We start from the raw sequence: 12,152 nt of genomic DNA, 5'->3' as shown, positions 1-12,152 counted from the left end.
TCGCGTCATCATAATCCCGTGGGGAAGGAAATGATATGCCTTGATCCTCTCGAAGTCCGGCGCCCCACGGGCGCCGGGAGAAGAGGATTACTGGCCGATATTGACCAGCGTCCGGCCGTGAATCGTGTTGCTGAGAAAATCTGCGGCATACGCTGGCGCCTGCTCCAGCGTGATTTCGGTGGCCGCCTGCTGGTAGTAGCTTTCCGGCAGGAGCTGGGCCAGACGCTGCCAGACGGCGTCGCGTTCAGCGGTCGGCACCATCACCGAGTCCACCCCCTGCAGGCGCACGTTGCGCAGAATAAACGGCATCACGGTGGTCGGTAGATCGAAGCCCCCGGCCAGACCGCAGGCGGCGACGCAGCCGCGGTATTGCGTCTGCGCCAGCACTTTGGCCAGCATCGTGCCGCCAACGGTATCCACCGCGCCCGCCCACAGCTGTTTCTCCAGCGGACGGGTCTCCGCGAAGTCGCTGCGCGGCAGGATCGCATCGGCGCCCAGCTGACGCAGGTAATCGTGCGTCGATTCCCGGCCCGATACCGCCGTCACCCGGTAGCCCAGCGCTTTCAGCAACACCACGGCGGTGGTGCCGACCCCGCCGCTGGCGCCGGTGACCAGGATATCCCCGCTTTCCGGAGTGACGCCCGCACTGATGAGGGCATCCACGCACAGCATTGCGGTAAAGCCGGCGGTGCCGATGATCATCGCCTGGCGCGCGCTGAGCGCCGCTGGCTGGGCAACCAGCCAGTCGCCTTTGATGCAGGCTTCGGTGGCCAGGCCACCCCAGTGATTTTCGCCTACGCCCCAGCCGGTGAGGATCACGGACTGACCGGGAACAAAGCGCGGATCGCGGCTTTCACTCACCCGTCCCGCAAAATCGATGCCAGGCACCATCGGGAACTGACGGATGATTTTGCCTTTGCCGGTGATCGCCAGGGCATCTTTATAGTTGAGACTCGACCAGTCGATAGCGACCCGAACGTCGCCTTCAGCAAGGGCGGGCAGGTCGATCGCTTTGACGGCGGCGACGGTGCGGTTGTCGATCTGGTCCAGAACTAATGCTTTCATGACAGAGTATTCCTCGTCGGAAGGGGGTTATCGGCGCTAACGCCGTCCTGTGCAGGTGTTTTTGTTGTCATACTGTGCGCAAAAAATTCCCAGTACTGGTGAAGCGGTGCGGCGGACTGGCACAGCCTGGCGCGCATCACCGCGCCTTCCCAGCCGATCCAGAACACCTGGGCCAGCGCGTCCGGTGAGGCGTCGCGGGCGATCCCTCCGGCAGCCTGCGCCTCGTGCAGGCAGCGGGCCACGCGCGACTCCCATGCCGTCAGGATCGCTTTTAATCGCCCGGGAAAGGTGTCGGGTAACAGCGGGGCCTCCTGCAGCAGGTTGCCCACCAGGCAGCCGCGGCGAAACTGGTATTTCTCCATCCCCTTGCCGGCATGACGCACAAAAGCCGCCATCCGTTCCAGCGGCGGCACGGCGTCGTCCAGCAGGAATTTATCTAATTTATGCGCAAAAAAGTCGCCATAGGCGCTAAGCACGGCCAGGCCAAAGGCCTCTTTGCTTTTAAAGCAGTGATAAAACGATCCCTTGGGCACATCGATATTCCTGATAACGGCCTCGATACCTGCCGCGAGATAGCCCGTTTCGGTCAGCACTTCCAAGCCTGAGCGAATCAGCGCCTGGCGCGTATCGTCAAACTGGCGATCGACCTTGGGTGGACGGCCGCGGCGGGGCTTCAGGACGGCGGAGGTATCGGGATTCATCATTTAGACCGTGTGGTTTAATTGTCGGTCAGGGTACGCCCAAACCCGGGATGGGGCAAGCGCAGCGTGGCGGAGGAGAGGGATGTCGAACAACCTGGGTCAGGAAAGTGGCCTGGCATGAGCATTTTCTGGCACTGTACGGTTATCACCGTTGTTTTCGGCAGAGAAATATTACTCTGCGAATTCTATTAGGTTGCCTGGTAATATCCGTATTCGAAATACGATAAGAAGAACTAATAATATAAAGAATATATTGATCCGTGATCACGATGAGATGGCATAGACAAGCGCCAGAGATGCCTTCATTACGCTGCCGCAGACGCGGATTGTCAATTATTTGCAGACGATGGCGGATTGACAAAGGCGGTACGATAAAACACATTGTCACCCCTGGTTCGGCATGAGGCGCCACCGTAGTTTAAATAACATCGCCATCATACCGAGATTGCTGACCTCTATTATCGGCGTCTGAAGCAATAAACCGGCGATGAAACAACACCTGCAAGGAAAGGAATAAAAGCGTGATGTACAGAATGAGTATTGCCGTCAGAGGAGGGGGCGAATGTCGCTAATTACTATTGTGTTGGTCTTTATGATGGCCATCGTCGTGACCGTGTTCGTGTCTCATCTTCTGCCCGTTAAGGTGCCGCTGCCGCTGATCCAGATCGCCGCAGGCGCCGCGCTGGCCGCCGGCGGATTTCAGGTCGATTTCGATCCGCATATCTTTTTGCTGCTGTTTATCCCGCCGCTGCTTTTCCTCGACGGCTGGCGGATCCCCAAAGACGCCTTTTTCAGGGACATGAAGCCGATTCTGTCGCTGGCGATAGGCCTGGTGATGGTGACGATCCTCGGCATTGGCCTGTTTATTCACTGGCTGATCCCGGCTATCACCGTGGCCGCGGGGTTCGCCCTCGCGGCTATTCTGTCACCCACCGATCCGGTGGCGGTATCGGCAATGACCGCCAGCTCGCCGCTTCCCTCAAGGATGGCGCATATTCTCGAAGGGGAGTCGCTGTTAAACGATGCTTCAGGCCTTGTCGCCTTTAACTTCGCCATCGCCGCGGTGCTGACCGGCAGCTTCTCCCCGGGAGACGCGGTGGTGAAGTTTTTCCTGATGGCGTTTGGGGGGATCCTTAGTGGCCTCGTGGTGGTGTGGGTCACCGGCAAGTGCAACAACTTTCTCGTGCGCCGCACCCGCGAGGAGCCGGCAATTCAGATCCTGATAAGCCTGCTTATCCCCTTTGCCGCCTACCTGCTGGCCGAGGCGTTCCATGTCTCAGGCATTCTTGCTGCGGTGGCCGCCGGCATTGCGATGCACTATGAGCAGCTGTCGGGTCCCCGACTACCGGCGACGCGTATGAAAAGCAGCGCGGTGTGGACCATGCTGCAGACGACCCTCAACGGCATGATTTTTCTCATGCTGGGCGAGCAGCTGCCGCGCATGCTGAAGACGCTTCCTGCGGTGGCCAGTCAGGCCGGCGTCTCGTCTCCCTGGTATCTGCTGCTGTACGCGGTGGCCATCACGCTGGCGCTTGGCCTGATGCGCTTTGCCTGGGTATGGCTGTCGATGACCCTGACGATTTTCCGCCGTAAGCGCCGGGGCAAGGCTATCACTATTCGTCCGCGATTCAGCATCATGGCCGTCATGGCGCTGGCGGGAGTAAAAGGTTCCGTCACCCTGGCCGGTATCCTGACGTTACCGGTGATGCTGGCGGATGGCTCGCCGTTTCCGGGGCGGGAACTGCTGATCTTTCTCTCAATGGCGGTGATCCTGATGTCGCTCATCGTGGCGGCTGTCGGCCTGCCGTACATGACCCAGTATCTTGCCGATGATTTACCCCATGACACCGGGAAGGACAATATCGGTGCGGTGATGACCGAAGTGGCGATTAACCGCCTGAATGCGCTGCTGGACGAGCCGGTGGACGATCCGAATGAGCAGGCTTTGCGGGTCGATGCGGGCAATATGCTGCTGGAAACGTACCAGCGGCGGCTGCACTATAACGACAGTGACGAGGAGCAGGACGTCGGGCTGGAGCTGGCGAAGCGCGCCAGGCTGGAGAAGTATATGCAAAGAGAGGTCATTATCGCCCAGCGCCAGGAGCTGTTCCGACTGCGGCGCGCCCATAACATCAGTGATACGACCTTTTATGAAGTGCTGCGGGAGATAGACCTCAAGGAAGAAAGCTTGCGCTAACAAACATGGCCGGTGGGTCGGGGCGTAAGCGCTGAAAGGGGCTGGTTCGCCTTCCGGAAGAGGTGTTCTGCCGCTGTATAAAACAAAGCCTGCTGGAAAAGCAGGCTTTTTTTATGTTGGCGGCCTGGACTGGCGAATAGTGGTAGATGGGGCGAGTTGCTCTGAAAGCAAACCTCTGGCTCTACTTATTGCAAGGAACCTGCTTTTCCCCATCTCACTGGGGTTTGACGCCTACAATGCTTGACCAGGCGGGACGCGATGTCACGACTGAGTGAGGTGAGGGGGAGAGAATGCCTTGATTTTTAACTATTTATTCTTTTCAGCTATTGAAAGTCAATAAGGTTATTTGTTTTTAATGTGGGTAATGCATAAAAGTGAGGTAACGCCAAAAAGAATTTTATCGAAGTGCTTTGATGAAGGATATTATTATGCCGGAAGCGGGTGAATTGTATCTCTTGCCGAAAAGAGAAAATAACTGGCATTTAAATAATGTCGTCAATGAATTGCGTCGCGTTCGCCAGGCGTGGCGCGATGAGCACGCGAAGAATAATTATCGTAATAAACGGAGTTTACCTTCCCGGGAAAGCGTTAATTCCGTCGCGGATACATTGATAAAAGTGCTTTATCCGATGCGCTTAGGCGACGTGGACTTACGCAAAGAGGGGGAAGATTATTACGTCGGCCATTTGCTCGGCACGGCGCTGGACAGACTCACCGAAGAAGCGCTTCTGGAACTCTATTATCAGTCGGATGAGCAGGCGGAAAATGAGGTCCTGTTGCAGGAGGCGGTCAGACGCGTTCAGCAGTTTGCCAACCGTTTACCGGTGATTCGTCAGCGTCTTGACGGTGATATCCTCGCCGCTTATCAGGGCGATCCCTCCGCGCGCAGCATGGATGATGTGCTGCTGTGCTACCCGGGAATTCATGCGGTGATGCACTATCGGCTGGCCCATGAACTGCATCAGCTCGACCTTCCGCTGCTGGCGCGCATCATCACCGAAAAGGCGCATAGCCAGACCGGTATCGATATTCATCCCGGTGCGCAGATTGATGATGGGTTCTTTATCGATCACGGAACCGGCGTGGTCATTGGTGAAACCGCCATCGTCGGTAAACGAGTGCGTATTTATCAAGCCGTCACCCTGGGAGCCAAACGTTTTCTCGTCGGTGAGGATGGACAATTGCAAAAAAATTATCCTCGCCATCCTATTATTGAAGATGACGTTGTGATTTATGCCGGTGCGACAATACTTGGGAGAATTACCATCGGGGCGCGCTCTAGCATCGGAGGAAATATCTGGCTAACCCGTGATGTGCCACCGGACAGTAATGTCCAACAGGCGCGAATTCAGCAGAGGCATTTCAGCGACGGCGACGGTATTTAATCATTACAAGAATAAAAGAAACCTACCGTTCCCGTACCACTAAAATAGCAGCGTGATCATTATTATGAATTTACTTGAAACGATTGGCGCGACGCCTTTAATAGCCTTGCCCTCTTTTACTGCAGAATTATCGGGTGTCACACTGCTGGCGAAAGCTGAATTTATGAATCCCAGCGGCTCGGTGAAAGACCGCGCGGCAAAAGCGATGGTACTGGACGGTATTGCGCGGGGATTATTGACGCCGGATAAAACTATTATTGATGCGACCAGCGGTAATACCGGAATTGCTTACGCGATGATCGGCGCCGCGCTGGGGTATCACGTTCGGCTGTATCTCCCGCAGAATACCAGTCCGGAGCGTAAAAAAATAATTCGTCAGTATGGCGCCACGATTGTGGAGACTGATCCGCTTGAAGGTTCCGATGGCGCTTTTCTTGAAGTTCAGGCCCAGGTCGCCGCACACCCGGAGCGCTATTTTTATCCCGACCAGTATAACAATCCCGTTAATCCGCAAACGCATTTCGCGACCACCGGGAAAGAGATCTGGGAGCAGAGCGGAAAGCAAGTCACCCATTTTGTCGCCGGGATGGGTACGTCAGGCAGTTTTGTCGGCACCGCCCGACGGCTGAAATTCGAGGATCCGCGGGTGAAAACCCTCGCCGTGCAGCCCGCTTCGCCATTCCATGGCATTGAAGGGACTAAGCATATGGGCAGCAGCATTAAACCCGGCATTCTCGACGAAACCCTGTTTGATGATGTGATTTCCGTCACCACCGAGGAGGCCTATGCGAGCGCGCGACGCCTCGCCCGGCGGGACGGCATTTTTGTCGGTATTTCATCTGGCGCCAATGTTGCCGCCGCCGCACGGCTGGCCCGCACGCTGCCGGCTGGTTCGGTGGTGGTCACGCTGCTGTGCGATGTGGGCTCCCGCTATTTGACCGACCCTTTCTGGAATGAAACTCATGATTGAATTGACTCGCGAAATCGCCAGACAGATTGGCGCTGAAGGGGAAAAGACCTATCCCAATGAATGCTGTGGTGCGCTTTTTGGCCATTTATCTGCGCAGGGCGATGGCCGCGTGACGGCTATTTTCCCCATCGTCAACGCGCGGGAATCGGAAGAGCAGTACCACCGCTTTGTTATCACTGCCGACGACGCCTTGCGGGCGGAGCGTGCTGCGCTGGCGGACGGTGTGGATGTCATCGGCTATTACCATTCGCACCCCGATCATCCGGCCATTCCATCGGAATTTGACCGTGAACATGCGCTGCCGTTTTACGCCTACATCATCGTGGCGGTCGCGCAGCGGCAGGCGGGGGCGCTGACCAGCTGGCGGCTCACGCAGGACCGTCTGCGCTTTTTGCAGGAGGAAGTGCACATCGTTTCATGACGTGAATAACAGGCACAACGTTGCCGGAAACCAGAGCAAAACACGGAGAGATTATCACTATGGCATCGACATTACTGATCCCCACTGCGCTACGCGCGTTCACCGACGGTCAGGGGAAGGTGACCCTCGAAGGTCACACCGTTGGGCAACTGGTCGCGGCGCTGGCGGCGCGATATCCGGACATTCAGCCGCATCTGTATGACGACGCAGGCGCGTTGCGCAGCTTTATCAATCTGTATGTGGGAGAACACAATATTAAAACTACCGGTGGGCTGGAGACACCGGTTAGCGATGGGGCGGAAGTGCTGCTGGTTCCCGCCATTGCCGGTGGCGTCGGGAAGGCGATATGAGTAGACCGAGTATTATCCCGGACGACCGTCTGACGGAACTGACGCATGCTGAAATTGCCCGTTACAGCCGCCACTTGCTGCTGCCGGAAGTCGGGCTTGAGGGGCAAAAGCGTCTGAAGGCCGCCCGCGTGTTGCTTATTGGCACCGGCGGGTTGGGGGCGCCAGTGGCGCTTTATCTGGCCGCGGCGGGTGTCGGTAAGCTGGGGATTGTCGACTTTGATTTTGTCGATATCTCCAACCTGCAAAGGCAGATTATTCACAGCACCAAAGATATTAACCGGCCCAAAGTCGCTTCGGCGAAAGACAAGATTAAAGCAATCAACCCCGAGATTCAGGTGGAAACCTATAACGCCACCCTGAGCAGTAAAAACGCGCTCGAGATCATCCGCGAATACGACCTGGTGGTCGACGGCACGGACAATTATCCCACCCGGTATCTGATCAACGATGCCTGCGTGTTACTGGGTAAGCCGCTGGTCTACGGCTCCATCTTCCAGTTTGAAGGACAGGCTAGCGTCTTTTATGCCGGGCAAGGACCCTGCTACCGCTGCCTTTATCCCGAGCCACCGCCGCCGGGTCTGGTGCCCTCCTGCGCGGAAGGCGGTGTGGTCGGTGTGTTGCCGGGAATTATTGGCACGATTCAGGCCGCGGAAGCCATCAAGCTTATCGTCGGCGGCAGCGAGAGCCTGATCGGCCGTCTGCTGCTCTTTGATGTGTGGCAGATGAAGCAACGTGAACTGCGGCTGGAGAGGGACCCCGGCTGCCCGGTCTGCGGTGAGCATCCGTCGATCCATGCGCTCATCGACTATGAGGAGTTTTGCGGGCTGAAACCTGATGAATCAGAAGCACCCATTGAAAGCGTCACGGCGCTTGAGCTTCATGCGTGGATAGAGGAGGGAAAACCCCTGCAACTGATCGACATTCGTGAGCCCCACGAAAGAGCGATCGCAAAATTTCCGCAGGCCAAAGTGATGCCGCTGGGCCAGATAGTCAGACGTATCGATGAATTCGATCCGACGGTCGATGCGGTGTTTCTGTGCAAGATAGGGCAGCGCAGTATTTTCGCCATTCGGGCACTCCAGCGCGCAGGTTATCAGGGGCGCGTGATGAATTTAAAAGATGGCCTAAACGCCTGGGCGCGGGATGTCGATACCCGTTTACCGCAGTACTAACCTTCAGCTCCACTCTTTCAAACACTAAGGACTTATCATGGCAGAACAAAAAAGCATTAATGCACTGGGGCGTGAAGCCGCGTATCAGTTAGCGAATGTGACCAAAACGGCGCCGCAATTTGCGGCAATTACTCCGCGCTGGGTCAGTCGTTTTCTCGATTATAAAGGGCTGGAGTCGGGCATTTATCGCGTCAACAAGGTCGTGGAGGGGGAGACGCCGCTGGACGTATTATGCAGCCAGGACCCTTCACGCGTAGAGATACCACAGGGCTATATTGAGTATCAGACCACACCGCGCGAATATCAGCTGGATTCGATCTCGACCATTATTAACGTTGATACCAAAATTGCCGATCTCTACAGTTCGCCCTATGACCAGGCGTCAGAGCAAATTGCGCTGGCGATCGAAAGCCTGCGTGAACGCCAGGAAAGCCAGCTTATTAATAATGATGAATATGGACTGCTGAAAAATATTGATGACTCGCAGCGCATTCAGACCCGCAACGGCCGCCCGACGCCGGATGATCTGGATGAGTTGTTGTCAAAAGTGTGGAAAGAGCCTTCCTTCTTCCTCGCCCATCCGCGGGCCATTGCCGCCTTTCAGCGTGAGGCCACGCGCCGCGGTGTGCCGCCGGTCACGGTGAACCTGCATGGCGGGACTTTTATTCTGTGGCGCGGTATTCCGCTGATCCCTTCCGATAAACTGTTTGTCGACGGACTGAAGAACCCAAAAAGCCAGGGCGGGAAAACTAATATTCTGCTGATTCGCTCCGGGGAAAATAAACGCGGCGTGCTGGGACTTTATCAGGAAGGGCTACCAAACGAGCAGTCTCGCGGGCTGTCGGTGCGCTTCCGCGGGATCGATGACAACGGCGTGGCCTCTTATTTACTCTCACTTTATTGCTCCGCCGCGATCCTGGCCGATGACGCCATTGCCGTGCTGGAAGATGTTGAAGTGGGTGAATATTATGACTACGAGTAATTTATTCACGCTTCCCTATGCGCCAGGCGGATGGCCCGGCGAGGTGGGTGACGCCCCCTCTGCACGCGATTATGGCCTGCCCGACGCGCGGGATCTGCAAGGATTGTTAGGCGATACGCCCGCCCGTCCGCGCGGAGTGGAGGCGGCCTACGCGCCGCGGGTGGTGCCACTGGGCCAGGAGAGCAGGGCGGATATCGCCCCTCGCGGGTTTGCGTCATTGCCTGCTTTCGGCTCCCGGCCTGCGCCAGCGGCGCGGGTTGGGCAGATCCCGGTTGAGCGGATCCGTGCGGATTTTCCGATCCTCGCCGAACAGGTGGAGGGGCATCCGCTGGTGTGGCTGGATAATGCCGCGACGACCCAGCGCCCGAAGCAGGTTATCGATCGCATCAGCCATTATTATTTGCACGAGAACTCGAACGTTCATCGGGCGGCGCATACGCTTGCCGCCCGTTCCACCGATGCTTATGAAGCCGCACGGGAGAAAGTATCGCGCTTTATTGGCGCCCGCGGCCCGGAGAATATCATCTTCGTGCGCGGCACCACGGAGGGACTCAACCTTATCGCGCACAGCTACGTGAAGCCGCTGCTACGCCCTGGGGATGAAATTATTCTCACGCAGCTTGAGCATCACGCCAACATTGTCCCGTGGCAACTTATTGCGCAGGAGACGGGTGCGACGATCCGCGTTGCGCCGGTTGATGAGCACGGACAGCTGATCGTCGAGGAGTATATTCGGTTATTCAACGATAAAACCCGTTTTGTGTCCGCCACTCACGTTTCCAACGCCCTGGGGACCGTGACGCCGGTTCAGGAACTGGTGCAGATCGCCCATCGTTTTGGCGTGCGTATCGCCATCGACGGCGCGCAGTCTATCTCGCATATTCCGACCAACGTCACGGCGCTGGATGCCGATTTCTTCGTCTTCTCCGGGCATAAAATTTTTGGACCTACCGGGATCGGCGTCGTCTATGGCAAGCAGGAGGTGCTGGAAGAGGCGCGCCCGTACCAGGGTGGCGGGAACATGATTGCCGACGTGACCTTTGAACTGACGCGCTATCAGCCTTCGCCGAATAAGTTTGAAGCGGGAACGGGCAATATTGCCGATGCCGTCGGTCTGGGGGCGGCCATCGACTATGTGACCTCACTGGGGATTGAAAATATTGCGCAGTATGAGCATGCCTTACTGGAGTATGGGATTGCGAAGCTGTCGGCTATTCCGGGCCTGACGCTGGTCGGCACCGCGGCGAACAAAACCAGCGTCTTGTCTTTTGTGCTGGCGGGGCATGAAAATGAAGCCGTGGGGCGCTATCTCAGTCAGGTTGGCATCGCTGTGCGGTCCGGGCATCACTGTGCGCAACCGATCCTGCGTCGTTTGGGCTATGAGAGTACCGTCCGGCCTTCGCTGGCTTTTTATAACACGCCGCAGGAAATTGATTTTCTCGCCGAACAGGTTGCCCGATTTGCCGCGCGGCAATGACGCCGCAACCCGCGTAAGGCCGCATGAAAACCGAAAAGCAAAAAGCCTGCTCGAAAGCAGGCTTTTTTAAATTTGGCTCCTCTGACTGGACTCGAACCAGTGACATACGGATTAACAGTCCGCCGTTCTACCGACTGAACTACAGAGGAATCGTGTGAACGGGGCGCATATTAACGATGCCATCCGGCCTTGTCAAAGCCTGATTCAAAGAATTGCGTTCAACTGCTGACAATTTCAACAACCCCTGGCTGGGCGCCGCTTTTTTCACCATTACGCACCGTTGCGGTGCAAAAATACCCCTAATGGGGCATACCACAATCTGCTTACCGGGCAAATAAAAGCTGGATTGTTATCACTATCCCTTATAACACGGCCTCTGGCGGGCAGCGGCAGCGCAATTGAAAAGCTGGCAAGCAAATTGCAGAACCAGTTGCATCATACTTCCAGCGTTGACGCTGGCGTTCCTTACAGGAGGCAAAATGAACTTAAGACGACTGAAATATTTTGTGAAAATCGTCGATATCGGCAGTCTGACCCAGGCCGCTGAAGTCTTGCACATCGCACAACCGGCCCTGAGCCAGCAGGTCGCGACCCTGGAAGGTGAAATGGACCAGCAGTTGCTGATACGCACCAAGCGAGGGGTCACGCCAACAGAAGCCGGTAAAATTCTCTACACCCATGCGCGAACCATCCTGCGCCAGTGTGAGCAGGCGCAGCTGGCGGTCAATAACGTCGGCCAGACGCTGCGTGGTCAGGTCTCGATTGGCCTGGCGCCGGGCACGGCAGCTTCTGCCATTACCATGCCGTTGCTACAGACGGTGCGTAATGAGTTGCCCGAGGTGATGGTCTATCTGCAGGAGAGCAGCGGCACTGCGCTGAATGACAAGCTGCTGGCGGGTCAGCTGGATATGGCGGTGCTGTATGAGCGTTCGCCAGTGGCCGGTATCGTCAGCCAGCCGCTGCTGAAAGAGGATCTCTACCTGGTGGGTACCCGCGACTGCCCGGGACAGAGCGTGGATCTCACGGCGGTGGCGGAGATGAACCTGTTCCTGCCGCGGGATTACAGCGCGGTACGGGCGCGGGTCACCGAGGCGTTCACCCTGCGTCGTCTGTCGGCGAAAATTATCGGTGAGATCGAATCCATTACCACCCTGACCGCGGCTATCGCCAGCGGTATGGGGGCAACGGTCCTGCCGGAATCCGCTGCCCGCTCCCTGTGCGGCGCGGCAAACGGCTGGATGGCGCGGATTAGCACGCCGTCGATGAGCCTGTCGCTGTCGCTGAATATGTCGGCACGCGGCAGTCTGTCGCCGCAGGCGCAAGCGGTGAAAGAGATCCTGCTGTCTCTGGTGAGCCGCCCGTCGCTGGAGAACCGTGAACTGCAGCTGGTTAGTTAGGCTATATTCTCTTAAGGAATAAGTTGCTGGTTTTT

General features: G+C 57.0%; 10 protein-coding genes, 1 tRNA gene and 1 pseudogene. 9 read left to right on the top strand and 3 right to left on the bottom strand.

Features of this window, described 5'->3' with window-relative positions:
• Nucleotides 1–87: 87 nt before the first annotated feature.
• Both CWM61_RS04510 and CWM61_RS04505 read right to left on the bottom strand, forming a co-directional pair.
• Nucleotides 88–1,065, bottom strand: coding sequence for an MDR family oxidoreductase (locus CWM61_RS04510; RefSeq protein WP_100630769.1), 978 nt, complete (start codon nt 1,063–1,065; stop codon nt 88–90).
• Nucleotides 986–1,766, bottom strand: a pseudogene (locus CWM61_RS04505) (TetR family transcriptional regulator C-terminal domain-containing protein). The gene CWM61_RS04510 and the pseudogene CWM61_RS04505 overlap by 80 nt, the downstream one beginning before the upstream one ends.
• A gap of 562 nt (nt 1,767–2,328) precedes the next feature.
• Between CWM61_RS04505 and CWM61_RS04500 the strand changes: the two are divergent.
• From CWM61_RS04500 to CWM61_RS04465, 8 genes are all read left to right on the top strand, one after another.
• A complete protein-coding gene (locus tag CWM61_RS04500; protein WP_061153985.1) occupies nt 2,329–3,963 on the top strand; it encodes a Na+/H+ antiporter in 1,635 nt (544 codons plus the stop codon).
• A 455-nt stretch (nt 3,964–4,418) separates the two neighbouring features.
• Entirely contained in the window at nt 4,419–5,348 is a 930-nt protein-coding gene (gene epsC, locus CWM61_RS04495; RefSeq protein WP_008804177.1) for a serine O-acetyltransferase EpsC, read from the top strand.
• Nucleotides 5,349–5,412: 64 nt separating this feature from the next.
• Nucleotides 5,413–6,318, top strand: a complete 906-nt coding sequence (locus CWM61_RS04490; protein ID WP_074385418.1) for a PLP-dependent cysteine synthase family protein — start codon at nt 5,413–5,415, stop codon at nt 6,316–6,318.
• The gene (locus CWM61_RS04485; protein ID WP_100630767.1) at nt 6,311–6,739 is read left to right on the top strand and encodes a Mov34/MPN/PAD-1 family protein; all 429 of its coding nucleotides are present in this window, start codon (nt 6,311–6,313) and stop codon (nt 6,737–6,739) included. Before CWM61_RS04490 ends, CWM61_RS04485 begins: the two co-directional genes overlap by 8 nt.
• Nucleotides 6,740–6,798: 59 nt before the next feature.
• A complete protein-coding gene (locus CWM61_RS04480; protein WP_008804180.1) occupies nt 6,799–7,089 on the top strand; it encodes a MoaD/ThiS family protein in 291 nt (96 codons plus the stop codon).
• Nucleotides 7,086–8,261: a molybdopterin-synthase adenylyltransferase MoeB gene (gene moeB, locus CWM61_RS04475; protein WP_100630766.1), complete on the top strand. Its 1,176-nt coding sequence runs from the start codon at nt 7,086–7,088 to the stop codon at nt 8,259–8,261. The genes CWM61_RS04480 and moeB overlap by 4 nt, the downstream gene beginning before the upstream one ends.
• Nucleotides 8,262–8,298: 37 nt before the next feature.
• A complete protein-coding gene (locus CWM61_RS04470; RefSeq protein WP_074385369.1) occupies nt 8,299–9,243 on the top strand; it encodes a family 2A encapsulin nanocompartment shell protein in 945 nt (314 codons plus the stop codon).
• Nucleotides 9,230–10,720, top strand: coding sequence for a cysteine desulfurase (locus CWM61_RS04465; protein ID WP_100630765.1), 1,491 nt, complete (start codon nt 9,230–9,232; stop codon nt 10,718–10,720). The genes CWM61_RS04470 and CWM61_RS04465 overlap by 14 nt, the downstream gene beginning before the upstream one ends.
• A 73-nt stretch (nt 10,721–10,793) precedes the next feature.
• Here the strand turns inward: CWM61_RS04465 and CWM61_RS04460 are convergent.
• Nucleotides 10,794–10,869: transfer RNA gene (locus CWM61_RS04460), tRNA-Asn, on the bottom strand.
• A 330-nt stretch (nt 10,870–11,199) separates the two neighbouring features.
• Between CWM61_RS04460 and nac the strand changes: the two genes are divergently transcribed.
• Entirely contained in the window at nt 11,200–12,117 is a 918-nt protein-coding gene (gene nac, locus CWM61_RS04455) for a nitrogen assimilation transcriptional regulator NAC (RefSeq protein ID WP_002911729.1), read from the top strand.
• Nucleotides 12,118–12,152 lie beyond the last annotated feature (35 nt).

Origin of the sequence: Klebsiella sp. K-Nf6, from assembly GCF_002806655.1 — a bacterium.
Classification (GTDB): domain Bacteria; phylum Pseudomonadota; class Gammaproteobacteria; order Enterobacterales; family Enterobacteriaceae; genus Klebsiella; species Klebsiella variicola.
This window is presented reverse-complemented; position numbering and strand designations above follow the sequence as displayed.